This is a genomic window from Streptomyces sp. NPDC000410 (genome assembly GCF_040300305.1).
GTDB lineage: Bacteria > Actinomycetota > Actinomycetes > Streptomycetales > Streptomycetaceae > Streptomyces.
This window is the reverse complement of record NZ_JBEPDM010000020.1, coordinates 75,432-100,064: the sequence shown is the minus strand read 5'-3', so window position 1 is coordinate 100,064 and position 24,633 is coordinate 75,432. Positions and strand designations below refer to the sequence as shown.

Below are 24,633 nucleotides of genomic sequence, written 5' to 3'. Positions count from 1 at the left end.
GCCGCGGCAGACGGAGGCGGGCCACGTCGGCAGATCCCGCCCGGCTCAGCGTGGTCCGATGTGCTGTTTCCCGGAGCCTTCGGCCGCGAGGCCGGCGGCGTCGGGGCCACGCGCGGGGAGCGGAAGCGAGCCGCCTTGATCGAGGTGGAGAAACCTGTAACAGGCTGGTCTGCGCACGCCCGAGGGCCTTGGCGGCTCAGGGCGCTCGGACGTCGGGGATTCGCAGGCTCAGCGTTCCGGGGCCGAGTTCCCGTTCGGCATCCCCACCTTGCCTCAGCGCGGCCACGAACGCCGTGAGCTGATCAGCCGCCTCAAGGCGTGACAGCGAGCGCTTCTGCGCTCGGGTCGCGCTGCGGTCCGCGATGGACGCGAACGTGCGGGCCACTTCACGGGCATGGGGGTGACCTCGGAGACACTGTTCGAGAACGAGATCGCGACGCTCGGCGGCTGGACAGGACGACGACGTCGTCCGTCTCTACCCCAGTGTTGCGGGGGCAGGGCCGTCGGGGCGGACGGTGATGCTGTACGCGGCCTTGGTCGGCGTGGAGCGGAAGTGCGGTACGTGGGCGGGCAGGAGGTGCTCAAGGAGGACGGTCGACTCCCGGAGCGCGAACTGCAGACCCAGGCACGCCCGGGGCCCGATGCCGAACGGGAGGTAGCTCCCGGGGTGGCTGGGGCGTCGTCCGGGGGTCGTGAAGCGCCCCGGGTCGAACCGCTCGGGGTCCTCCCAGATTCCCTGGTCCCGGTGCGTGAGGTAGGGGCACACCAGGACGTCGGTTCCGGCCTCGATCTCATATCCGGCGAGGATGTCGTCCTCCGCCGCACAGCGCGGCAGGATCCAGGCCGACGGGTAGAGCCGCAGCGTCTCGTGGACGAGCGCCTGGATGGCCTGCCGCCGTTCGGGAGAGCCCTCGGCGCCCGCGGCGAGGGCCTGCTCCCGCGCCTGCGGGTTTCGGTCCAGGAGGAGGTAGAGCCAGGTCAGGGTGGTGGCGGTGGTCTCGTGGCCGGCGACAAGGAGGGTGACCAGCTCGTCCCGGATCAGCCGGTCGGTGTATTCGGGGAGCGTTCCGGACGCCTCGATCAGGACGTGCAGCAGGCCCGGGCCGTCGGGCCCGGCTTCTCCGTCTCGGGCCGCGGCGATGGCACGGCTCGCCACGGCGTCGATTCTGGCCAGGTCGGCGGCGACGGCTCTGTGGCCGGTAGCGGCGTCGGCGGGCAGGCTGGGCAGCGCGGCCACCACGGCGGGCACGGCGGCCAGTTCACGCTCCGTGCCGGGGTCGAGGGGATGTCCGGTCAGTGACCGCCAGATGGTGTCCAGGGCGAAGCGGCGCATCTCGTCGCCGACGTCGAGGACCTGCCCGGTGCGGGCGTACGCATCCCAGCGTGCCGCGGCGGTCCGGGCGGCCTCACTGATCCGCTGCTCGTAGCGGCGCATTCCCCGGCCGGTGAACTGGGACTGCAGCAGCTTCCGTTGCCGCTGCCACGCCTCGCCGGTCGCGGCCAGGACGCCGTCGCCGATCAGCAGCCGGGCGCGGTGCGAGCGCTTCACGTACCGGCCAGGGTGGAGCGCGAGCACGTGCTGCACGGCCTGCGGGTCGGTGAGCAGGACGGTCGGCTGCGGACCGAGCCGGAATGCGGCGATGCCGCCGAGCCGTTCGTGCGCCTGGGCGAACAGGTCGACGAGTTCCGCTCCGTCGGCCTGCCACTGCTTGACGAGGGCGGGTTCCAGTTCGGGGACGGAGCCTGGGCGGGCGGTGGTGGCCACGGGTCTGCTCCTGTTCGGCGGTTGGACGTCGTCACGGACGGGATACGGGGCGGGCGGGCACGCATCACGCACTGTAGGGGAACGGGCGCGGTGGGCGACAGGCCACCCCGCCCGCTCTCCGTCAGACAGGTCAGACAGGCCAGCCAGGTCAGACGCGGTCCGCCGCGATCAGGACGTACTGGAACGAGCCGTCCTTGTACGAGTTGATGAACGCCTCTTCGATGCCGGTGACCAGCGATGACGTGGCCCGCAACTCCCAGTAGGGCAGGGTCGCGGCAGTCAGGTCGACGACGGCCTGCGGTACGAGACGGTTGTCGGCCATGGCGCGCAGGTACTCCCGGCGGGAGTGGATGTTGCACTCGAAGTGTGCGTTGATCTGGGAGACCCACTTCGAGGGCTGTCCGTAGCGCGGGTTCCAGCATCCGGTGATGGTCACGTAGCGACCCCCGACCTCCAGGACACGGGAGTGCTCGGCGAAGAGGTCGTGCAGGTCGACGTACATGCTCGACTCGTTGTTCCACGAGGCCGCCGCCTGCCCCGTCTCGAAGGGTGTGTCGAGCATGTTGCACACACGAGCGTGAACGTCGTCCTCGATACCGAGCTCACGGGCGCGCTGGTTCGCGAAATCGGCCTGCGTGGTGGAGAGGGTGACGCCCTCGACCTTGCACCCGAACCGATGGTGGGCCATGACCATCGAACCGCCCCGGCCGCAGCCGGCGTCCACGAGCATGTCGTCACGCCCGATGGAGCCGAGGTGGTCCAGGAGGACCTCCGCCTGCGCGGACTCCAGGCGGTGGAGTTCGGCGATCAGCTTCTTCTCGTACGCGCTGTCCTCGGCGTCCCCGAGGGCGGCGTGGTCCACGTCGCCGATGCCGTAGTGGTGGTGATAGAGCCCGTCGACGTCACCGAGACGCAGGTTCACGGGCCTGGCCTCGTTGTTCCAGTAACGGGCGATGTCTCCCTGGTAGGGCGTCGCCGGGGCGGGGATGAACACGGAGGTGTCGTTGGTGGTGTTGACGGTGGAGAGCTTGGTGTTGGTCACAGATCGATCCGTTCTTACCAGAAATCGGGCAGGCTGTATCGGAAGGTGTTGGTCTGGTGCCAGTAGTGGTTGCCGTCCACCCACGCGGCCACGCCGTGCAGGAAGCGCAGGACGTTCGGGACGGGGCAGGCGGCGGCGAGGTCGGCGGTCGCGTCCTCGAAGGCGTGCATGAGGTCGTTGTGGACCTCGACCGCCTTCAGGTAGGCGTCGCGCTCCGAGCACTCCTCGCGCTCGGCGATCACCACGGGCAGATTCAGGTGCCGGCCGGGGCTGTTGAGCTCCTTGGTGTAGGAGTACAGGTCGTTGACGATGGTGGTCGCGTTGCCGGCGAGCGCGATGACCCGTTGCATGGCGGGCTGCGCGTGCAGATCGGTCGGCAGTTCGTAGCCGCCGACGGTGTCGGTGATGGTGGGGCAGGGGCGGAAGTTGTTGAACTGCCGCATCGCCAGGTACTCCCACACCTCCGGGACGTGGTCCGTCTCCGACCAGGCGGCCTCGGCGAGGTACCCCAGGTGCAGCCGGGCCATGTCGTGCCGGAACCGGTCGGCCTGGGAGGGGGTGGACTGCTTGACGAAGTACTCCATCGCGGAGCGGTAGGCACGTCGCGGGGCGTCCGCGTGGAGCGACTCGGCCCACTGCGGCTGGTAGTCCGCCGTCGTGTACAGGGGGTCCAGGGCGGTGTGCGCAAGGAGGAGGCGGCCCCCGAGGCCGATGGGCGAACCTCCGTGGTCCTCGCAGTAGCAGTCGTCGACCGCGTTCTCGGCGACCATCAACCGCGTGGCGATCATCAGGTGGTCGACGGTCGGAGCGTCCGGATGGCAGGCGACCATGTAACGCCCGACGGAGAAGCCGTCGAACTGGCCCTCCCACTCCTCGGGGAACAGCTCGACCTCCTCCACCGCCCAGTCCTTGATCCTGCGACTGACCTCCTCCACGCGCACCGGGTCGGGCTCACGGACCGGGTGGTAGTAGAGGCCGGGGATCGGTCTTCCCTGCGCCGCTTCGGCCGGTTCCGCCGGTGTCTCGGACGCCGCAGGCGTCGGCGGCTCCTTGCGTCGGCTCGGATAGAGGCCCGACGTGCCCAGACCAGTGGGGCCGCGCAGGATCCGCTCCAGGGAAGACAGGGCGGGTGAGAGCCCGGAATCGGGCATCCGTAACTCCTTGGTGGGGTGGGGTCTGTCGCGGCGGGCCGCCGGACGGACCGTCTAGTGGTGCCTGCGGGCGATCTGCACGTTCTCCAGCACGCCGAGCGCGTTGGGCACGAGGATGGCGGCGGAGTAGTAGGCCGTGACGAGGTACGACATGATCGCCTGCTCGCTGATGCCCATGAAGCGCACCGACAGGCCCGGCTCGTACTCCTCCGGCAGGCCGGTCTGGCGCAGCCCGATGACGCCCTGGTTGTCCTCGCCGATGCGCATGGCGAGGATCGAGCTGGTGTTCTCCTTGCTGATGGGGATCTTGTCGCAGGGCAGGATCGGGACCCCGCGCCAGGCAAGGACCTGGCGCCCGTCGAGGTCGGCGGTCTCCGGGTAGAGCCCGCAGGCGTTCCACTCGCGCCCGATCGCGGAGATCGTCCGGGGGTGGGCGAGGAAGAGCTTGGTGCCGCGGCGGCGGGTGAGCAGCTCGTCGAGGTCGTCCGGGGTGGGCGGGCCGGAGTGGGGCTGGATCCGCTGCTTGTAGTCGGCGTTGTGGAGCAGACCGAACTCGCGATTGTTGATCAGCTCGTGCTCCTGGCGCTCGCGCAGCGCCTCGATGGTGAGCCTGAGCTGCTCCTCGGTCTGGTTCATCGGCCCGTTGTAGAGGTCGGCAACCCTCGTGTGGACCTTCAGCACGGTCTGTGCGACGGAGAGCTCGTACTCTCGCGGCTTGAGCTCGTAGTCGACGAACGCACCGGGCAGCCCGACTTCGCCGGTGTGGCCGGCGGACATCGCGATCTCGGCCTCGCCGTGGCGGTTCTGCCGCCGGCGCGGCAGCGAGCTGAACTGCCGGATGTGGGCCTCCAGATGCGGCGCCGCGGAGAGCACGGCGGCGAAGTCGGCGCGGGACAGCGTGAGGAGGGTGCCCGCGGTCTCGGCGGTGGCGGAGTAGTCCCACATGCCCTCGCCGTCCAAGAGGGCGTGCTCGCCGAACCGGTCGCCATCGGCGAGCACGGCGACGCCGACCTCGTCGCCGTACTTGCCGACAGACGTCTGGTTGATCCGGCCGCGGGCGATCAGGTGGACGTGCCGGGCGGGTGTACCGCGCTCGACCAGCACCTCGCCGGCACGGAAGTCGCGCTGGACGCACCGGCCGGCGATCTCGGTCAGCACCTCCACGTCCTCGAAACCGCGCAGCAGGGGCAGTTCGCCGAGCTCCTGGGGGATCACCCGTACGTCCGGGCCGTCCTGGACGAACTCGATGCGTCCGTCGCCGACGGTGTAACTGAGCCGCCGGTTCACCCGGTAGGTGCCGCCCTTGGCATCCACCCAGGGGAGCATCCGCAGCAGCCAGCGATCGGTGATCTCCCGCATCTGCGGGGCGGACTTGGTCGTGGTGGCAAGGTTGCGGGCGGCCGCGGTGCTCAGGCTGAACTGCCGGGACGGCGCCGCCTCCGCTTCCGCTTCCGGGCCGGTCTCAACGGTCATCGGACGAGATCTCCTTACGCACGGCTGGTGATCGGCGTACGCCTACGCGTACGCCAAGCGCTGAAAGAGGGAAGGGTGAGGGGTGGAAAGGGGATCGAATCATTGGGAATCCGTCCGGATCCCGGTGAACAGTAGCGGCGGAAATGCCCTGGTCACCCCCTGATCCCGTGGGTATTACCTCGATGAAGTGACCTTGATTCGCACGGGGTTTATCCGGGCGACCGACGACATTCGAGCCACTTGACCGATAGCCGCCCGGCCTGAGCCGTCGTGCCGGACCGCTTGCGGCCTCATCGAATCCTCACGGCGGATCTTCTCCGTCACGCCGCCCTCGGCGGCCGAGCGGACGAGGCTCGGCACCGGCTATCCGATCGCCGACGCCCGGCCGACGGGCCTGTACCTGCCCCCGGGCGCGTGCCTCACCGTGACACCGATCGTCCCGCCGACGCGCCGGCCCCCGTGCTGTTCCTCGCATCTACGGCCTCGGCCAGGACGACAGGACGCCCGCGAGGACGCAGAGTGAGTACCCACTCGAACCCGGCGGCACCACGGTGAAGGACCCGGGTGGCGGGATGCTGTACGTCCGCTACGCCGACGACGATACGGTCGAGCCCGGTGACGTCACCGCGCGGTTCGGCGAAGCCGCGCGCCCCGTCCCGCACCACGTCCTGGGCAGCACCCCGGCCGGGAGTGGCCCGCGCGGCCGGCCGGGGCGGGGAACGTGCCGGTAACGCCGTCGACGCCTCCTCCGAGGCCGCGAACGGCGTCGGAAGCTGTGGGTCGAGGACATCGCTTCCCAGGACACCGGCCGCATCGACGCCTGGAACCTCACCCCATCTTCCGGGCGCCGACCGCCCCGCCCCGCCGGCCCATGAGTGATGGCGCCCGCATCACCTGACCGCGCCATGGGCGCGCGGGCGGGACGGGACGCCTGGGCGCGGATAGACCTTGGACTGCTTGACGCTGCCGAAGGCGAAACTGGACTCGATCGACGCGATGCCCGGGATGGCGTGGATCTGTGTCCGCACGAAAACTTCGTACGCCTCCAGGCTCTCGATGACGACCCTGAGCAGGTAGTCGCTGCTGCCCGCCATCAGATAGCAGTCCTGGATGTGATCGATGAGGCCGACGTGCTCCTCGAACACGTTGACGGCCTCGGCGGTGTGGCGTTCCAGGCGGATCCGTACGAAGACGGTGATCGGCAGGCCGTAGGCGACCTGGTCCACCGTGGCCGTGTAGCCGCTGATCAGACCCGACTCTTCCAGGCGGCGTACCCGGCGCAGACAGGGGGAGGGGGACAGTCTGATCCGGTCGGCGAGGTCCTGATTGGACAGTCGACCGTCCGCCTGCAACTCGTGGATGATCTGGAAGTCCACGGCGTCCATTGGCACTCCTTGGCAGATTCTGCCCTCACGCTATGGCTGGAGGGCAGAACTGGCAATCCTCTGCCCTGCCAAGAACTCTACTGTTGCTTACCGGGGGCGAGGTCGGCTGTCGGTTCCGCCCGAGCGGCTTCGAGCGGGAGGAATCTTCGGTGGTCGTGACGCAATCGGTGGGTACAGCACCCACAGGCCGCCCACCCGCGCTTCGTGCCGGTCGGCTCAGGGGGCTCTCTCCGCAGGCGGTGGGGATGCTCGCACTGCTGCTCACCGTGGCCATCTGGGCCGCGTTCGCTCTGAGCGCCCGGGCTCTGAGCGCCTCCACGCTGCTGCCCGCCGACGCGGCCCTGCTGCGCTTCGGTGTACCCCTCGTGGTCCTGGCGCCCGCCCTGTGGCGGCGCAGGCGCCGACTGGCCGAGGTGCGGCCGGGACACGCAGCCAAGATCATCTGCGGTGCCGGGGTTCCCTTCTTTCTCGCCGCCATGCATGGCGGCTCGCTGACGTCAGCCGCCTTCGTCGGGGCGATCGTCCCCGGCATGGTCCCGCTGTTCGTCTCCGCCCTCATGGTCGCGGGCGGGAAGAGCGCTCCGCGCGGTACGCAGTCGGCCGGCCTCGCGCTCATCGTGGCCGGAGTCGCGGCGCTTGTCTGGCGCTACACGGCAGCCCTCGACACGGATGTCCTGCTCGGCACGGGAACACTGCTCGTCGCCAGCGGCCTGTGGGCCCTGTACACCGTGGGGCTGCGTGAAGTGGACCTCGACCCCATCGGGTCCATCGGACTGCTGTGCCTCCCCTCATTCGCCGTCATCGCGCTCCTGGCCCTGACCGGCGTCCTGCCCACTGGTCTCGCCCGGGCGGCCGGCGGCGACATCGCGCTCTTCCTCGTCGTGCAGGGCCTGGGGGTCGGCCTCTGTGCCGGTCTGCTGTACGCGTTCGCCATCCGCCGACTGGGACCCGAGCGCAGCTCGGTCGTCGGCAGCCTCAGCCCGGTCGCCGTCGTCCTGCTCGCCGTCCCCCTCCTCGAGGAGGCGCCGACCCTGTCGGTCGTGGTCGGCGTTCCTCTCATCACCCTCGGCGTCGCGCTCGCCAACCGGCGCCCCCGATCCAAGGTTGCCCCCGATGCTTGAGCTTCTTGCCGCCCCGCCCGTGGACCCTCTGTGGGACCTGGCGGCCGAGTTCGCCGCCGACCCGCGTCCCGAGCGCCTCGACCTCGTGCTCGGCGTCTACCGCGACCACACCGGGGTCACCCCCGTCATGGCGGCGGTCAGGGAGGCCGAGATACGCCTGGCGGAACGCTCCGACTCCAAGGAGTACCGTGCCCTCTCGGGCAACACCGCCTTCAACCGGGCCATGCTGGCCATGGTCCTCGGCACCGAAACCCCGACCGGCTCGGCGACGGCCGTCCAGACCGTGGCGGGTACCGGAGCCTTGCGCCTCCTCGCCGATCTCGTACGTCAGACCCGCCCGGGCACGACGGTGTGGATCAGTGACCCCGCGTACGTGAATCACCGGCCCATCCTGGAAGGCGCCGGTCTCAGGGTCCGGACGTTCGGGCGGCTCGACTCCACGGGCATGATCGAGGACCTGGGTGCCGCACGCCGTGGCGACGTCGTCCTGCTCCAAGGCTGCTGTCACAACCCCACGGGAGTGGATCCCTCCTTCGAGACGTGGGAGGAACTGGCCGGACTGGCCGCTGCGAACGGCTGGGTCCCCTTCGTCGACCTCGCCTACCACGGGCTCGGCGACGGCCTCGACGCCGACCTGCGCGCCACCCGAATGCTGGCCGACCGGCTGCCCGAGGTGCTGATCGCCGTCAGCTGCTCCAAGAACTTCGGTCTCTACAGCGACCGCACCGGGTGCGCCATCGTCCTCGGATCGTCGCGGCAGACGCTCCGGCACGTCGAGACCGCCCTCCAGAACGCCGCACGCACGATGTACTCGATGCCGCCCGACCACGGCGCCGCCGTCGTCGCCACCGTCCTGGAGGACGAGCGCCTGCGGGCCGCGTGGCTCGCGGAACTCGAGGTGATGCGTCACCGGATCACAGCCAACCGGGCGGACCTCGTCGCCCATCTCCGTGCCCTCGGCCGAGAGGAACAGGCGACGTCCCTCGCACGGCAGAAGGGCATGTTCTCGATGCTGCCTCTGACGCCGGACCAGATGCGCCGGATGCGCCGGCAGTCCGGCATCTACGGCACGAGCTCCGGGCGCATCAACATCGCGGGTGTCCCTGGGCAGCGGATTCCCTTCCTGGCGCAGGGCATCGCCAGGGCTCTGGAGACGCCTCGCGCCGTTCGGAGCGTCTGAGGGGACGGTGACGACTCCGGGAGCTCCGGGCTGCACAGCGGCCTGTCGTGCTTCGCGACTCCGCTCCCTGACGGAGCCGTTCGCCGCGATAGTGCATTCGTACTCGTGCCGGCGTCGCTTGCGTCGGTGAGTTGAACAGGGAGAACTCGGTCGCCGAGGTACTGGAATCCACCATGGTCTAGTCCGACGAGCTCACGTACCGCTCGTGCTCCTCGGGGGAGACCCGGCTGCCCGAGGAGGGGAGGAGCTGCGGAATGCCGTCCACGATCGGGTAGCGGAGTTGCAGCCGCGGGTTGTAGAGCACGTCCTGGCCGGCCGGCAGTGTGAGCGGTCCCTTGTCGAGCGGGCAGGCCAGGATGCGCAGCAGCGGGTCGTCGGAGTTCATGAGGGTCCTCGGTGGTCGGTGGTCGGTGGTCGGTGGTCGGTGGTGGTGAGGTTCGGGCGGTACGTCAGGTCCGCGGGTCGTGGCGCGGCATGACCAGCAGGACGGACAGGGCCAGTGCTGTGCCGGCGACGCGCAGGGTCAGCAGCAGCGGATCGTCCGGGAGCCTCTCGCCGAACGTCAGCGTCCCCGCCACTGCCGTGAACAGGCACGTCACCGTCGTGCAGACAGGCACGATCAAGGAAGCACGGCACCTTTGCAGCGCCGCCTGGGACATGACGAGTCCGGCCCCGGCCGTGAACAGGAGCAGATACGGGTACGGGGAGCCGAACAGCGCCCTCACCGCCGCGTCCGCGCTCTCGGCGGTGAGGCGGCCCGACGCTCCCTTGATGGCCAGTGAGCTGACGCCGTAGAGCAGTCCCACGGCCACGCCGTAGCCGATGCCGTTGGTCGGCACCCGATGGCGTCTGCGCGCGCGCCGCTCGACCTGCCCGTACAGCAGCAGTCCGGCCGCGAGCGTCGGCACGCAGACGACGAGTACCAGGGCCCACGGAGCCCCCGCGCTCACCACGTCGTCGCCCTCGCGCACCGACGCCACGACCATGAGCAGCGCGACGAGCACCGCCCCGAGCGCATGGCGCTCCCGGCCCGAGGGCCGTTCGCCGAGCACCGCCGACGACAGCAGGAGGAGCAGGACGAGGCCCGAGACGAAGATGCCCTGCGCGGCGGCGATCGGCAGCGCCCGGTAGACGATCAGCTGGGCCACGAAACCGGCGGCGAGCGCGAGGAAACCGGCAATCCACAGTGGGCTCGTCAGCAGCACCCCGAACACACGCAGCGGCCGCCCGGCGGGGAGCGCGGGCAGCGAGCCGAGGGCCCGCTTCTCCAGGACGAAGCCGACGCTGTAGAGGACGTTGGCAAGCAGCGCCGCGCCCACACCCCACCACATCCCGCTACCTCCGCCGGGCGTGCGCCAGCAGAATGGACGCTGCCGACGGCACGGCGCACGCGGCCCGGTCGATCAGGCGCAGCCCGCGCGGCACCCCGTGGAACGGCGCCCCGGTGATCCGTACGTCCTCGAAACCGGACGACAGCAGGAACGAGCGCAGCGCACGCGCCGTGAACAGCCTCAGATGGCCCACCACTTCGGAACCCGGCCGGCCGTGGATGCCGCGCAGACTCACCTCGGAGAACACCGGCTGCCGGCCGGCGAGCAGCAGCCCGCGGTTGTACCAGGCGGCGAGGTTCGGGGTGGAGAGCATCAGGTGACCTCCCGGCCGCAGAATGCGCCGCAGTTCGTCCAAAGCCCGGTCGGGGTCGACGAGATGCTCGACCACCTCGCTGAACAGCACCGCGTCCGCGCACCCGTCCGCGAACGGTAGCCCGCCGTGGTCCAGTTCTCCGCGCACCACATGCGCGACTCGCGGCCGGGCGCGGCGCAGCGCTTCCTGCGACCAGTCGACCCCTACGAGCCGGTGTCCGGCGAGAATCGGCCCCGCGGTCGCGGCCGCGGTGCCGTCCCCGCAGCCGACGTCGACGACGAGCGCGCCCGGCGCCCCGAGGGCGGCGGCCAGCAGCCGCGCCTGCCGCCGGCTCCGGGCGTCACCGGACGCCACGGGCACGGCGGGGTTCTCGTAGAAGTCCCGCAGCCCGGGAACGGAGTCGGGACGGGCCGCGTCGGGGGCCGGGGCGAGGGGGGCCGTGCCCGCAGGATCGGGCCTCCGAGCGCCAGGTGCGGCACCTTCCCCGCCGTCCCACACGGCGCGTCCCTCCACACCGCTTCCCGCCGTGGCCGCTTCCACGGTGTGCCTGTTCACAGCGCCTCCGCTTCGGTCGCCGCCAGCCGGCCGGCGAACATCTCGCACAGCCGGACGCCGTCCTCGTCGCCCAGCAGGGTCCGGGACCAGCGCAGCACCAGGTGGAGCCGGCCGCCGGTCGACGCCGTCGTGAACGTCAACCCGCGCGGCATCGCGGCCGGCGCCGAGAACCAGACCGCGTGCGCGCGGCCCGCGGCACCGAAGTCCAGCGGGTACGGGATCCGCCCGATGTTGCTGAGCAAGGTCGTGGACGTCCACGGCGCCGCGAGCCGCCGTACCCCCCGCGTCAGCGCCGCCCGGGCGGCGACCGGCAGGACCGGGGCGGTCAGCACCGCGGCACCGCGCCCCAGCTGGGGACGGTCGCGCGCCTTCAGGGCGCGCGTGCGCTCCGCGGTGATGCGCAGCAGCGCGCCGAGGTCGGCGTCGGGGCCGGTCTCGGCCGGCGTGAATCCGACCTCGACCAGGCGGGTGCCGTTGCCGATCGGCATCGCGGGCCCGCGGGTGCGGTCGTCGACGGGCATGGTGATGCGCAGCGGCCGGTCGGGAGCGCCCCGCTGCCGGTTCCAGTCGGCGACGGTCAGCGCCGTGGCCACCATCAGCTGGTCGTTCACGGTGTACGGGGCACCCGGCTCCCGCCGGGGCACCGGGAGTTCGGTGACCAGCATCGCGTTTCCGGGCGTGGGTCCGGGGTGCCCCGCCGCGACCCGTGCGGGTCGCGCCACCGTCGGCGCACCCCGTGGCGGGAGCACAGGCCCGGCCGGCGGGCGGACCGGCGCCGGGACGGGTTGGGCGGGGCGTCCGCCGTAGATCTCCGCGGCGGTCGCGGCGATCCGCAGGCAAGCGGGACCGTCGAGCGCCGTGTGATGGACCGTGAACAGCAGGACGCAACCCTCGGAACCGGGCTCCTCGACCACCTCCAGGCGCAGGGGTGGCGCGGAGAACAGAGACGGAGCCTCGGTGAGGGCCCGCTGCCGGGCCCGTGCGAGGGCGCCGGGCGCGCAGGGCGGGAAGGAGACCGCATCGGTGCGGGGACCGTCGGTCAGCTCCCACTCGTAGCGCCGTGCGAACGGTCCGCGCCCCCGCTCCCGCATCAACACCCGCGGATGCCGGGCGAGCGCCCGCGCGAACGCGTCGCGCAGCCGGTCCGCTCCGACCCGTCCCGGCAGATGGATCTCGATGTGCACCGTGTTCGGCTCACGGTCGTCGGCGCAGTGCCGGGCGATCTCGTCCACGACGGCGAACGGCACGCACGGCGACTCCCGCCCCGCCCCGGTGCGCGCGACGGCCGCGTCCTGATCGGTTGCCATCAGACATCCCTTCTCTCGGTCCGCCCCGTGTGGCCGCCTGGTGGGTCGCCCCGCACGCCTGAACGGCCGGGTCCCTCGGCCGTACCTCCATGACTCCAGCGACCGCCGTGGCCGCCAGGCGACGCGTCCGGCTCCCCCGATCCGTACGGCTCCGGCGCACCGCTCGGTGCGCCCCGGCCCCCGGCGCGGTGCGCGCCCGGCCGGGAACCGCGCTCGCGCCCCACGGTCACCAGCGCCGCGAACAGCGCTACCAGGGCTAGGAGTTGGGCTGCCGGCCCGTACGCGCCCCGGCCCAGCGCCGCCGCCTCGCCGCTGCCGGTGAGGGTGACGACTCCCGCACCCGCCATCGCCGTGAAGGCGATCGGGCCGAGCAGCGCCGGGCGCCACCGGGCGATCGCCGCGAGCACGGGTACGGCCACCGCGACGGGACCCGCGATCACCACGCCCACCAGCGTCAGCGCGACCGTTCCGAGCAGCAGCCCCGGTGCGGGCGGCGCCCCGTCCGTGCCTGGCCCCACACCTGCCGCGCCCGACGCCACGTCCGCGCCCTCGGCCGTCGCGCCGGACCGGCGGCGTCCGACGAGCGCGAGCCCGGCGAGCACCACCAGCAGCGCTCCGGCGGCGACCAGCCCGGCGTCGTACACGCGGGACGGCTCGTACAGCAGCGTCACCGTGCCGCCCCGGCCGGCGGGAACGAGCCAGGCCTGCTGCCAGCCGTCGATGCGCAGCGGGCGCAGCTCCTCACCGTCGAGCGTGGCCTTCCAGCCCGCGTTGTGGTTCTCGTGGAGCTGCAGGTACGAGGCGTCGCCCGCGCCGACTTCGAGGGTCCGCCGGTCACCGCCGCCCGAGACGACCTCCACCTCGCGCGAGGCGGGCGCGGCGGCCCGCGTCCCGCCGGTCGTGAGCTCGAAGCCGGTGACCACGAGCGGGCCGGTGTCACCGGCCTCGACGGTGTGCGTGCGAGGGTCGAGGGAGACGCGGCTGCCGTCGGTGCACAGGGAGACGGCGATCGGGCGGCGTTCGGTCAGGTCCCGGACCCGCCCCTCGGCGCGGGTCGCGAGGAACCGGCCGTCGACCGACACGATCGGGCCCTTGCCGCACGGCAGCGTGAACCTCTGTGCCGGGTCCGGCTGAGGCGCCCGGTACTTCTCCAGCGCCGGGATGTGCAGCTCGCTCAGCCCGACCGGCAGCTGCAACTGCTCGTCGGCGACCGGGTTGTGCAGGGTCAGCGGCGCGACACGGGAGATCGTGATGTCCATCCGGTCGGTCGTGATGGGTGAGAACCGTGCCATGCCGTTCTCGTCGACCGCCGCGATCGCCGTCCCGTCCGGCGAGCTGATCTGCACCTGCTCCGGCCGGGTCGCGAGCCCGCCGGCCGCGGCGAGGACGATCTCGCCGACCGCGGTCTTCTCCGGCCAGGTCAGATGAAGCACGGGCCGCTCACCGGCGACCCAGGCAGTCGTCAGGTCGCCGTCCGTCAGATTGCGCGGGCTGAGATTCGTCCCGAGCCGCGCGGTCGAGTCCGCGCTCACGACGATCTTCTGCCGTTGCCCGGTGAGGTCGAACAGCAGGTCGTCGAGCTCCTTGCCCGGCACGGGCAGGGCAGTGGCGCGGACCGCGTAGTCGCCGGCCCGGGCGGCCTCGAACTGCCGGTGCAGACCCACCTCGGCGGACACGGCGGACAGCCCGCCCGGATCGCTGCCGCGGGACAGCGCGTACACGACCGGGCCGGCGACGTCGCGCGGCGCGTCGGCGGGCAGCTCCAGCATCCGGGTCACCTGCACGCCCGGGACGGAGACCTCGGTGAACCCGGCGCCGGTCAGACCCGGGCGGCCCTGCTGCGACTCCAGGATCGTCACCTTCAGCCAGTTCGCGTCGCCCTCCGGCGCGGCGACCTGCTGGGTGCTGCCGTCCGGCCGCAGCGGGCTGACCCGGCTGCCCCGGTCGGTCTCCACCCGCACCACCGTGGGTGCGGCGCGCACCGCACCGCCGGGCAGCGGGGTCAGGTCCAGCGTCCCGGGGATGCGGGTGGGGCCGGTGAAGGCGATCCGGAGCCACTGGCCCTGCGGGGAACCGGGGGAGCCCTCGGCCCAGCCGGTGTCCGGATTGCCGTCGAAGGCGTTGACGGGGTCGTACTGGGGCAGGTGGAACAGCCAGTTACCCACCGAGGACGCGGTCACGGACGCCGCGCCGCGCAACACCGCGGTCGTCTGGTGCCGGGTTTCGGAGAGGGGCAGGATCTGCCGCGGTTCGTCCCCCGGATCCTGAACCGCCTGCTCCGCGTTGCGTTCCTCACGGGTGTACGTGTACGAGGTGCCCGAATTCACCAGTCCGAACCGGGTGTCGGCCCGGCGCATCCCGTCGCCGGCCGCGTACAGCGACGGCCGGTCCACACCCGGGTGCGCGTCCCCCGCGAGCACCGCCGGCCGACCGGCCAGGGCGCCCGACGCGGACAGCGGCAGCAGGGACTCGGGACCGCCGCTGACGACCGCCGTGCCGGAGACGGGCGTCATGCGTGCCGGACCGGGGCGCGGGGTGCCGGACGGCGGTGCGTAGATCTCGACCGCGCGCTGGCGCGGGTAGAGGCCCTCGACCTGGACGGGGGTGTCGTCGGCGATCCGGCCGTCGGTCAGCAGCGGACCGAAGCCGGTCACGCGCCGGTACCCGGACGCCTCCAGCGTCCGCTTCACGGTCGCGGTGGGGACGTGCCCCAGCTGGTCCGGGTCCAGGTCGTTGCGCACGACGACGTGGTACAGCCCGGCCCGCGCGAGGTACGCGGCGAGCCCCGGCACCTCGCCGCCCGACGTCAGGGCCTGCTCCACGGCGTCCATCGCCCGCCGATTGCCGGGGGTCCCGAACGGCACGTAGTCCCGCTGTGCCCACGGGGACCGGGCGAGGACGTCGAGGGGCTGGTCGATCGGCGAGCCCCAGGTGTAGATGCCGTGCGCGGTCGCCGGGACGACGAGGGCCCGGTCGTCGGGCGCGTTCTCGTCCAGCCAGTCCGCGGTCGCCTCCCAGTACCCCGGCAGCTGCCGGAACGAACCCGGCTGCAGGATCGAGCCGTTGACGTACGGCCAGGCCAGGCAGGGCAGGACGAGCACGGCGGCCACGGCCGGCACGAGGCGGTGGGACCGGACCGGCACGGACCGGGGGAGGGCCGTGGCCGTCAGGTGCGTGAATCCGAGGACGAGCGCGAGGGCGAGCCCCGTCTGGAACTTGTAGATGTTCCGGAACGGCACCAGCGGCCCGTTCAGCCAGTCCTGCACCGTCTCGTGGAACGGTCCGCCCAGCGCGCCGCCGTACCCGGCGAGCGTGATCAGGGCGGCGACCGTCGCGGTCAGCACCAGCCAGCGCCGCTCGGGCAGGTCGCGCCGGGCCAGCCCGGCGAGGCCGAGCGCCGCGGCGAGCGCCGAACCGGCGATCACCACCGCCGACGTGGCGACGGTCCAGCCGGCGGGCAGCCACGCCTCGCCGAAGTGCAGATAGCCCACCCAGTTCCCCGCGCCGCGCAGCACCTCGGCCGCCGACATCGTCGCCGTGGTGGTCTGCGAGGACTCCACGTACGGCATGAAGTTCTCGCCGTACGTCCCCAGGAGCAGCAGCGGCACGATCCACCAGGCCGTCGCGAGGATCACGCACGGCGTCCACCACGCGATCAGGGCGCGCTTACGGGGGCCGCCCGGGCGGGACAGCAGGTACAGGCCGACGGGCAGCAGCGACGCCAGCGTCGACGCGGCGTTCACCCCGCCCATGAGCGGGATCAGCAGCGCGGAGCGCGCCGCGGCCAGGCGCGGGCTCGTCCGCGGGTCCGTCAGCGGCAGCAGCACCCACGGCAGCATCGCACCGGGCAGAGCGGCGGCCGACGTGGAGCCGACGACGATCGTGTACGTCGGCCACAGGGCGTACGCCGCCGCTCCGACGAGGCGTGTCGCGGGCGAGCCGGCGCCGAGGCGTTCGGCGAGCCGCATGGCGCCCCAGAACGCGGTGGCGACCACGAGGGAGAGCCAGAGCCGTTCGGCCAGCCAGACGGGCAGCCGTGCCAGGTCGGCGGCGGCGTGGAAGGGCAGCATCGGGATCGCGTAGCCGACGTACTGGTCGGCGATGCCGCCGAAACCGGCCCGGTCGTGCCACAACTGGCCCAGGTCGCGCAGGAACCGCCACGGATCGGCGACGACGCCCAGCTTGGTCTCGAACGTCATCCGCCCCGGCGACACGGCGAGAAACGCCAGGAACACGGCCGCCCAGAAGCCGAGCAGCCAGCGCCGGGAGCAGCGCGGCGGCTGCGGCTGCCGCGCTCCGGGGGTGGGGCCGGGCGGAGCCGGGGACGAGGGCGGTCGGGCATGGACAGTGCTGGTCACGGACACCGCCGGAGAATGAGAAGGAGGTTCCACGTCGCGAACTCGCGCAGCCCCGGCACCCGTGGCACGACTTCCGGGAGGACCGGCCAGTAGCGGGAGCGGGCGGAGACGATCTCCACGTCGGCACGGCCCCTGACGTGGCGCAGGGTCGGCCCGACCCCGATGGCGAACAGGTTCTCGCCGAGCCGGTGCTTGGCGGCCCGGCCGGTGCGCCGCTCGTAGCGGGCGCGGGCCCGCTCGGCGCCCAGGTAGTGCCAGGGCGCCCATTCGTGGCCGCCCCACGGCGAGAGCCAGTTGGTGAAGGAGACGTAGATCAGTCCGCCGGGCCGGGTGACCCGGATCATCTCGCTGAGGAACGTGCCGGGATCACGCACGTGCTCCAGCACGTTGGAGGAGAAGCAGACGTCGGCGGCGCCGTCGGCGAGGGGCAGCAGATAGCCGTCGGCGACGACCGTGCCTGCGCCGGAGACGGAGGCGAGCTCCGCGAGGTCCGGTTCGAACAGGTAGCCGTGGGCCCCGCGGCGACGGAATTCCCGGGTGAAGTAGCCGCGTCCGCCGCCGACGTCGACGACGACCCGGCCGTCCAGCCGGACATGGCGCTCGAGCTGGTCGGCCGCGTCGCCGGCCAGCAGCTCGTACGCGGCGTGCGGATCGTCCTGCTCGCGCAGGAAGGCCCGGAAGAGGGCGAGGGAGCGGCGGAACGACGGGTCCTTCACGTGCGCGAACCCTCCGCCCGCGCGCCCCGGCCCTGTGGACGCGCGCGATTCACCGCCTCCGCGGCGACGGCGCGGAACTGCCGCACCGTGCTGCTCCACCGGAAGTCGGCGGCGTGCTCGGCGGCGGCCTCGCCCATGGCCTCGCGCCGGCCGTCGTCGAGCGCCAGCGTGCACCACGCGGCGGCGAACGACGACTCCCCGCGGGCCAGGAGGCCGGTGACGCCGTCCTGGACGGAATCACGCAGCCCCGGCACGTCGAACCCGAGAGTCGGGGTGCCGCGGGCGCCGGCCTCGGTCACCACGAGCCCCCAGCCCTCGACGGAGGCGGGGTGCAGCAGCAGCCACGCCTCGCACAGCAGCCGGTGCTTCTCCATCTCGGACACATGGCCTCTGAACTCCACGTCGGGTCCGGCGAGTTGCTGAAGCCTCTCGCGTTCGGGACCGTCGCCGACGACGACGAGCCTGCCGCCGGTGACGGGCCGGACCCGTTCCCACAGCCGCAGCAGCAGATCGATGCGCTTGTACTCGACCAGCCGGCCGAGGGCGACGAACAACGGCGTCGTCGACCGGGGCGCGCGCGCCCCGGGCTCGTGGACGCCGTTGTGCACGACACGGATCTGCTCCTGCGGCACCCCGATCGCGCGGAGCGCGCCCGCGGTCGAGGGCGACACGGCCACCAGCAGATTGCCACGGTGGGCCCGGGCCAGGGCCCAGTGTTCGAGCAGCCGGCCGGCGCGGGCGACGGGCGCGGGGTAGCGCATGCCCCACAGCTCGGTGTGCACGTGGTTGACCAGGCACACCGTGGGGCCGCGGTGCCACAGAGGGGACAGGTACGGCATCCCGTTGCACACCTCGACGAGCAGATCGCAGTCGCCGACCTGGCGGGCGAAGGCGGAGCGCGCGCCGACGAAGTGCCCGAACCCGCCGCCGGCCGACACCACGCGGTACGGCCGCTGCGTCGCGGGCCCGCCGCACAGCAGAGTGACGTCGTGGCCCAGCTCCGTCAGTCCGGAGGCGAGCCGGTCGATCAGGAGCTCCGAGCCTCCGGCGGCCGGGTTGCCGAGGTCGCGATGGGCGAGGAAGGCGATGCGCCGGGGAGCTTCGGCCCCGTGTCCACGGGCCGGGGTGCGGCTGCCCAGGGGCCGCGGGAGCGGCTGCGGAACCGGGTGGAGCTGTGGGGGAGGAACGTGCTGGGGCATGTGTGCTCCAACTCGTGTCAGGGTGCGGAGGGGTGGGGGATGCGAGCGGTGGCGTCGTCACGGGTGGGGGGTGACGAGCGGTGGGGGCATGCGGGTGAGGGTCGGGGTGTACGGGTGGGGGACGAAGCCGGGGTGACGATGATGGGGGCTATGGGGGCTATGGGGGCTATGGGGGCGATGGGGGCGATGGGGGTGACCGGATGGGGCCGTGCTCGGTTCGGGACGCCAGTCTCGGGTACGTGTTCGATTGGCGGCTACTCACCGGTATGACAACTTCGGCCGGTGTCAGGTGAGTTGATTCGTCATCAGGTGAGCATCGGGGGTGCCGGTTCGCTCCGCCGTCCCCGTACCACCAGGACCGCGCCCACCAGCGCGAGCGCCGAACCGAGCGCCGCGGCCCCCAGGGGCGCCGTGCTGCCGAGCAGCTCCAGCTTCCTGCTGTCCGCCGAGGCCAGGGCCACTTGCTGCCGCTGTGTACGGGCCGTGAAGGCGATCTTCTCGCTCGACAGCAGCACGACCGCGTCCTTGTCCGCGCCGGGGGCGCGCAGCGTCTTCCTCGGCCCGATGGCCGCGTAGACGATGCGCCCGGTGCGCCGGTCCGCGACCAGCTCGATCCGGCTGTTGGCGTACCACTCCTCGGCGAGCACCTGCGGCGTCTTCGGCCGGCCGACGAGCCGCCCCGGCACCTGCCGTACACCCGTCCTCATGGGCGGGACGGAGCCGGTGAAGCGCAGCCCCTCGTAGCCCTGCACGGTTCCGGGGCCCGCGTAGCGGAGCCGTACGACACCGCCGAGGGTGCCGTCCCACCAGCGGTAGTCGCGTTCCTCGACGTCGAAGGGGAACTTCAGGTACGCCTCGCCGTCGAAGACGGGCGACTCGCGGCAGCAGTGCACCGGTTCATTGGTCCGCCGGTCGGTCACCCAGCGTTCGAGGGTCCACTGGAGGGCGTCGCGGGTGTCGGCGGCCGGCAGCGTGGCGTCGGTGTCGACCGAGGTGGACACGTCCCAGACCGCGTTGCCGCTCCGCACGCTGTCCGCGACGTCGCCGCGGACCTGGCGTGTGATGGTGATCCGCCGGTCGTGCACCGTCTCGAGCAGGGAGGTGTCGAAGTAGCTGCCGGTGCCGGTGAAGACGGTCGTCGTGTCGACGTCGACCGGGGTGCGCTTGGCGTGCGGCTGGACGTACGCCACCAGCAACGGGGCGAGGACCAGCAGAAACACCCCTGCTCCCAGCAGGATCAGGGACATGGGTGAAGCGGTACGGCGCATCCGGGCACTCCTGGTTCGAGAAACTCGCTCGGAGACGCACGGACCCCAGGGCCGGTCGAGCCCTTGTGGCTGAAGACCGTAGGGAGCCCCTTGACGGATTGTCAATGACCCGCCAAGACTGACGTCCAGCCGGTGGGGGCCGGCCGGGGTGGGATCGTCTCCAACGAGGAGCTGACCCGACACAATGCGCAGACTGCTCGCCGCATCGACCACCGCGGTGATTGCCGCGGCACTCGCCGTGGGCACCGCCTTCGGGATCGTGGCACTGCTGGATGCCACCCCCGAGCAGCCCAACGTCCCCCTGGTCACCTACGACACGGCCCCGCCGCTCCGATGAGCCGGCCGGCCTGGAGTGAGGTGCCCAAGCCGAAGGTGGAGCGGTTCGCCGCGATCGCCCTGGCCGAGGCGGCGGATCTGGCCCAGGCGATCCTGCGGGAGATCCGGTGCGACTTCCCCGAACTACGCCTCGTGGAGGACGAGTCCGGCGAGCCGATGGCGCTCGTGGGCATCAGGCGTGCCATCGAGGCATTCGTCCAGCACCTGGCGTCCGGGGTGGCCGATCCCAGGGTGCCGCCGGAGGTCTTCCAGGAGTTCGGCAGGGGAGAGGGGCTGAACGGGCGCAGCCTCGACTCCCTCCAGGCCGTCTACCGGCTCGGAGTGCGCCTCGCCTGGCGCAGGTTCGCCAAGATCGGCCAGCAGGTCGACATCGCCGCGCCCGCCATGTACGAACTCGCCGAATCCGGCTTCGAGTATCTGGACGGCCTCGTCGAGCAGTCGGTGCGCGGCTACGCGGAGGCGGCCGCCCGTCAGGCCGGTGAACGCCTGCGACTGCAACGACAGTTGATCGACCGTCTGCTCTCCGGGCAGCGCGGCGACACCGCGCACACCCTTGGTGAACGCGCTGCCCGCATCGGCTGGGAGCTGCCCGCCGTCGTCGCCGTCGGCGTGCTGATCCGGCCGGCCAGGGAGGCCGTCGCCCCCGCACTGGGCCAGGGCATCCTCCTCGACATGGAGAGCGAACAGCCCCGCATGGTCATCCCCGAACCGGACACCGCGGGCCGCGCGGACCTGGTGCGCCGGGCCACGACGGGCTGGTCCGGCGCGATCGGCCCCTCGGTGCCGCTCGCGGCCGCGGCGACGTCACTGCGGTGGGCGGAGACCGCCGTGCGACTGATCGAGGACGGCCTGCTGCCCCGGGGCGAGGTGCAGCACTGCATCGATCGCACGGAGGAACTGGTCCTGCTGCCCTCCCGGGAGCTGATCGAGGCCGCGGCCCCGCGCTGCCTGACCCCGCTGCAGGGCGTCGCCCCGGCCCAGGCCCGCCGCCTCGCCGCGACGCTGCTCGCCTGGATCGAGACCTCCGGCGGCGCCCCGGAAGTCGCGAACCGCCTCGGCGTGCACCCCCAGACCGCCCGCTACCGGCTGCGCCAGATCCGCGAACTGTGGGGCGACGCCATCGACGACCCGGACCGCCGCTTCGAGATGCTCCTCGTCCTCCGCACCCAACGCCTGTGCGGCGAACTACCCACGCGCCCCGACTGACGCGGGCGACGCTGTCGAGGGCGCCTCCGCGGCCGGCTCACCTCCGTTCGCGCGGAGAGGACCCGTGGGGGCTCCCAGCCTGGGGTTTCCACGGTGTTGGCCGTCCCGGAAAGCGCCTCTGCCGAGGACAGTGGGGGACGGTGGTCTCGCAGGCGGGAGGTGTCCTGCTGGTGGAGACGGTCCGCAAGGCCGGGCTGGATCAGGCGATACCGGCGACCCTGGTGAGCGGGTGCGGCCGTGCCCATGGTGCTGTTGATGTAGGCGGTGGCCGCGTATCCGGCGCTTGACCCTACGGGCCCGGTGGCACCGGCGTCGGGTGGCGGAGCCCGGCCCCGCCACCCGACGCGAGCGTCGCCGCGCTCGCGGACGGACAGGGAGGAGACCCTGTCTCACCCCTGCGGCGGCAGCAGTTGGCGGACTTCCTGGCAGGCGGCCGGAATCGGGCCGATGACCGGGACGGGGAAGCGACCCTGGAGCGCCTCGGCCGCCTCGCCGAGGGGGCCGCCGCCGATGATCACAGCCTGGGCGCCGTCCTCCTGGACGCAGGCATGGACGGCTTCGGCCAGCCGCTCCCGCATCAGCTCGGGAGAGGAGGCCAGTTGGCGGGGGTCGCCCGGGGTGAGGCGGATTCCGGTGTACTGCGCGGACCAGCCCAGCTGGACGGCTCGTGCGTCGATGGCGGCGGCCAGCCCTGGCGTGGTCGTGGCGATGCCGAACCTGCGGCCGTTCGCGCCGGCTTGCCTCATGGCGGCCTCGGCGATGCCCACGACGGGCACGTCGGTCGACGCACGCAGTTCCTCGACCCCGGGGTCGCCGAACGCGCTGACGACGAGGGCCGCGACGGGCTCGACCTCCGTGCCGGTGAGGGCGCGTCGCGCCGCGTCCAGGACCTGGGGTCCGGCGGCCCGTAGAGCCTCCTCGTCCACCAGCATGGAAGGCCCGTCGACGACGGTGATTCCGCGCACCTGATAGCCGTCCTGCGGCGGCAGGGTCCGCCGGGCGATGGCGGTCATCATCGCGGTGGTGGCCTGGGAGGTGTTGGGGTTGATGAGTGCTACGACAGTCACTTGACGTCCTTTTCCCGCATGGTCGGGTCAGCGGTGCCCGCGGAGGTGGAGGTGGAGGCGGAGGTCCGGTCCGTGTCCCCTTCGTCCGTCGCCATCTCCTCCATGGACCGGCCGAAGGTCTCCGGCGGGAACTGTACGAATACCGCGAGGCCCACGAAGAGCGCGCCCAGCAGGGTGAACATGCCCGCGACGCCGTACCGGTCGAAGGCGGCACCGGCGAGTATCGGAGTGAGGCCGCCGGCCAACGAGCCGAGCGCCAGGATGATCGATGTGCCGAACGCCCGTACCCGGGTGGGGAACTGCTCGGGCGTGAAGATCCAGATGGTCGTGTTCAGCATGATCACGCAGAAGTTGAAGGCGGCACCGAAGAGAAGGATCAACGGGACGCTGGAGGCCAGGAAGCCGAAGCAGAAGGCCGACGCGCAGCCGAGGCCGGCGGCCACGGTGAGTACGACCTTGCGCGGGATGTAGCGTGCCGCGGTGGAGGCGGCCAGCGCGCCGAGCAGGGAGCCGGACTGCATGACCAGGGTGAAGAGCAGCGACTTGGTGATGCTGTAGCCCTGGGCCACCAGGATGGTGGGCATCAGCGACAGTACGGAGATCTGGGCACCGTACGACATGCAGACGGCCGCCCCGAGGGAGAGGGTGCGGCGGCCCAGCGCGCCGGCGAACACATCGCGCAGCCGGTTGCGTTCCGGCACGACCCGCTCGCCGCTCTCCACCGCGGTGATGAACCGCTGCGGCTGGTCCATTCGTCCACGCAGCCGGCCCGAGGCGAGCCGGTTGAGAACGTCGTTGGCCTCGTCCACCTTGCCGCGCGACAGCAGGTAGCGGGGGGTCTCGGGCACGAACCGGCGGTAGAAGAGCACCAGCAGGGCGGGTACGGCGAGCAGCCCGAACAGCCAGCGCCAACGATCGGGGCCGGAGAAGACGGTGAAGACGAGGACACCGAAGCCGGGGGCCAGCATGTTGCCGAGACCGCCGGCGGTGACGTTGATGATGCCGACCGCGCTGCCGCGGTGCCGGGCCGCGAAGAACTCGGACATCATCGTCACGGCGATGGCGATCTCCCCGCCGAGGCCGAAGCCGACGACGAACCGACCGATCGCCACCACCGAGTAGACCGGGGCGAAGGCGCAGATCAGCGCACCCAGTGAGAAGAGCAGCAGGTTGACCGTGAGCATGCTCCGGCGGCCGAGCTTGTCTCCGATGATGCCCGTGGTGAGCCGGCCGAGCGCTGCCGCGGTGAACGTGATGGTGTTCAGGAATCCGAGTTCGGCCGCCGTGGTGCCCCACGACTCCTGCAGGACGGGCCCCACGAGTCCGACCGCGTTCTGCTCCAACGCGTCGAAGAACACGCCGAGCAGCACCATCGCGCCGATCTGCTTGTGCGCTCCGGTCACGCCGATCCGGTCGAGGGTGTCCTCCAACTGACGATGGCGCGGGCTCGCGTCCTGTGTCGTTCTGGTGGGGAGGGCTTCCATGGGGATCCTTCCGGCAGAGCGGGATATCCCGGAAGCCCAGGGCTCCGGGATGTGGAAGTTTGATTTCGACCAGCGGAAGTTTGGTTTCGGCCACGCTGGCCCGTCAAGAGCGTGAACGGCTCGAATTTCGGTCGTTGCATACCAACTGGCTACGCGAGGGGCGCCAAACCGGAAAAATATCGGTCGAATGGGGTGTGGTGTGCGACGGATTTCCGCCCGGCATTGCCACTTGGTATACAAATCAGGTTCCGGTGCGCATAGAGTCCCCGAAGCGGGCGGCCCGGGGGTCATCCGATCGGTTGACCCCCATGTCAGCCGTCCCGTGCGCGGCATGCAGCCGGTGCGCCGACAGGACGGGCCCCATGGCGGGCCGACC

18 protein-coding genes and 1 pseudogene are annotated in these 24,633 nt (G+C 71.9%); 4 read left to right on the top strand and 15 right to left on the bottom strand.

What is annotated here, in order from left to right:
• Nucleotides 1-475: 475 nt before the first annotated feature.
• The 5 genes from ABT342_RS21125 to ABT342_RS21105 all read right to left on the bottom strand — a co-directional run bounded on the left by ABT342_RS21125 (nt 476) and on the right by ABT342_RS21105 (nt 6,816).
• Nucleotides 476-1,765 (bottom strand): cytochrome P450, encoded by a 1,290-nt coding sequence (locus tag ABT342_RS21125; RefSeq protein ID WP_351575833.1) that lies wholly within the window; start codon nt 1,763-1,765, stop codon nt 476-478.
• 148 nt (nt 1,766-1,913) lie between these two features.
• Entirely contained in the window at nt 1,914-2,807 is an 894-nt protein-coding gene (locus ABT342_RS21120; protein ID WP_351575830.1) for a geranyl diphosphate 2-C-methyltransferase, read from the bottom strand.
• Between the two features lie 14 nt (nt 2,808-2,821).
• Complete coding sequence (locus ABT342_RS21115) at nt 2,822-3,958, bottom strand: family 2 encapsulin nanocompartment cargo protein terpene cyclase (RefSeq protein ID WP_502965583.1); 1,137 nt, start codon at nt 3,956-3,958, stop codon at nt 2,822-2,824.
• 54 nt (nt 3,959-4,012) lie between these two features.
• A complete protein-coding gene (locus ABT342_RS21110) occupies nt 4,013-5,431 on the bottom strand; it encodes a family 2B encapsulin nanocompartment shell protein (protein WP_351575826.1) in 1,419 nt (472 codons plus the stop codon).
• Between the two features lie 890 nt (nt 5,432-6,321).
• The gene (locus ABT342_RS21105; RefSeq protein WP_351575823.1) at nt 6,322-6,816 is read right to left on the bottom strand and encodes an Lrp/AsnC family transcriptional regulator; all 495 of its coding nucleotides are present in this window, start codon (nt 6,814-6,816) and stop codon (nt 6,322-6,324) included.
• Between the two features lie 245 nt (nt 6,817-7,061).
• Here ABT342_RS21105 and ABT342_RS21100 point away from each other — a divergent pair, with 245 nt between their 5' ends.
• Both ABT342_RS21100 and ABT342_RS21095 read left to right on the top strand, forming a co-directional pair.
• Complete coding sequence (locus tag ABT342_RS21100; protein ID WP_351575820.1) at nt 7,062-7,937, top strand: DMT family transporter; 876 nt, start codon at nt 7,062-7,064, stop codon at nt 7,935-7,937.
• Nucleotides 7,930-9,117, top strand: coding sequence for an amino acid aminotransferase (locus ABT342_RS21095; protein WP_351575817.1), 1,188 nt, complete (start codon nt 7,930-7,932; stop codon nt 9,115-9,117). The genes ABT342_RS21100 and ABT342_RS21095 overlap by 8 nt, the downstream gene beginning before the upstream one ends.
• 178 nt (nt 9,118-9,295) lie before the next feature.
• On the opposite strand, the gene ABT342_RS21090 is transcribed toward ABT342_RS21095, so the two are convergent.
• The 8 genes and pseudogenes from ABT342_RS21090 to pgfA form a co-directional block, all read right to left on the bottom strand.
• On the bottom strand, nt 9,296-9,502 hold the full coding sequence (locus tag ABT342_RS21090) for a Trm112 family protein (RefSeq protein ID WP_351575815.1): 207 nt from the start codon (nt 9,500-9,502) through the stop codon (nt 9,296-9,298).
• Between the two features lie 64 nt (nt 9,503-9,566).
• Nucleotides 9,567-10,448, bottom strand: a complete 882-nt coding sequence (locus ABT342_RS21085) for a hypothetical protein (RefSeq protein ID WP_351575812.1) — start codon at nt 10,446-10,448, stop codon at nt 9,567-9,569.
• A gap of 4 nt (nt 10,449-10,452) precedes the next feature.
• Nucleotides 10,453-11,148 carry a class I SAM-dependent methyltransferase gene (locus ABT342_RS21080; protein ID WP_351575919.1) on the bottom strand — a complete coding sequence of 232 codons (696 nt, stop codon included), beginning with the start codon at nt 11,146-11,148 and terminating at the stop codon, nt 10,453-10,455.
• 164 nt (nt 11,149-11,312) lie between these two features.
• The gene (locus ABT342_RS21075; protein WP_351575809.1) at nt 11,313-12,623 is read right to left on the bottom strand and encodes a condensation protein; all 1,311 of its coding nucleotides are present in this window, start codon (nt 12,621-12,623) and stop codon (nt 11,313-11,315) included.
• Nucleotides 12,623-16,981 (bottom strand): alpha-(1->3)-arabinofuranosyltransferase domain-containing protein, encoded by a 4,359-nt coding sequence (locus tag ABT342_RS21070; RefSeq protein ID WP_351575916.1) that lies wholly within the window; start codon nt 16,979-16,981, stop codon nt 12,623-12,625. The genes ABT342_RS21075 and ABT342_RS21070 overlap by 1 nt, the downstream gene beginning before the upstream one ends.
• Entirely contained in the window at nt 16,978-17,697 is a 720-nt protein-coding gene (locus tag ABT342_RS21065; protein WP_351575807.1) for a class I SAM-dependent methyltransferase, read from the bottom strand. The genes ABT342_RS21070 and ABT342_RS21065 overlap by 4 nt, the downstream gene beginning before the upstream one ends.
• Entirely contained in the window at nt 17,694-18,896 is a 1,203-nt protein-coding gene (locus ABT342_RS21060; protein ID WP_351575804.1) for a glycosyltransferase family 4 protein, read from the bottom strand. The genes ABT342_RS21065 and ABT342_RS21060 overlap by 4 nt, the downstream gene beginning before the upstream one ends.
• A 285-nt stretch (nt 18,897-19,181) precedes the next feature.
• A pseudogene (gene pgfA / locus ABT342_RS21055) lies at nt 19,182-20,164 on the bottom strand (cell envelope lipid trafficking protein PgfA).
• Nucleotides 20,165-20,348: 184 nt separating this feature from the next.
• On the opposite strand from pgfA, the gene ABT342_RS21050 reads away from it, so the two are divergent.
• Together ABT342_RS21050 and ABT342_RS21045 are read left to right on the top strand one after the other, a co-directional pair.
• Nucleotides 20,349-20,501: a hypothetical protein gene (locus tag ABT342_RS21050; protein WP_351575798.1), complete on the top strand. Its 153-nt coding sequence runs from the start codon at nt 20,349-20,351 to the stop codon at nt 20,499-20,501.
• Nucleotides 20,498-21,706 carry a PucR family transcriptional regulator gene (locus tag ABT342_RS21045; protein ID WP_351575795.1) on the top strand — a complete coding sequence of 403 codons (1,209 nt, stop codon included), beginning with the start codon at nt 20,498-20,500 and terminating at the stop codon, nt 21,704-21,706. Before ABT342_RS21050 ends, ABT342_RS21045 begins: the two co-directional genes overlap by 4 nt.
• Before the next feature lie 389 nt (nt 21,707-22,095).
• On the opposite strand, the gene ABT342_RS21040 is transcribed toward ABT342_RS21045, so the two are convergent.
• Nucleotides 22,096-22,773 carry an aspartate/glutamate racemase family protein gene (locus ABT342_RS21040; protein WP_351575792.1) on the bottom strand — a complete coding sequence of 226 codons (678 nt, stop codon included), beginning with the start codon at nt 22,771-22,773 and terminating at the stop codon, nt 22,096-22,098.
• The gene (locus ABT342_RS21035; RefSeq protein ID WP_351575788.1) at nt 22,770-24,257 is read right to left on the bottom strand and encodes an MFS transporter; all 1,488 of its coding nucleotides are present in this window, start codon (nt 24,255-24,257) and stop codon (nt 22,770-22,772) included. Before ABT342_RS21035 ends, ABT342_RS21040 begins: the two co-directional genes overlap by 4 nt.
• Nucleotides 24,258-24,633: the final 376 nt, after the last annotated feature.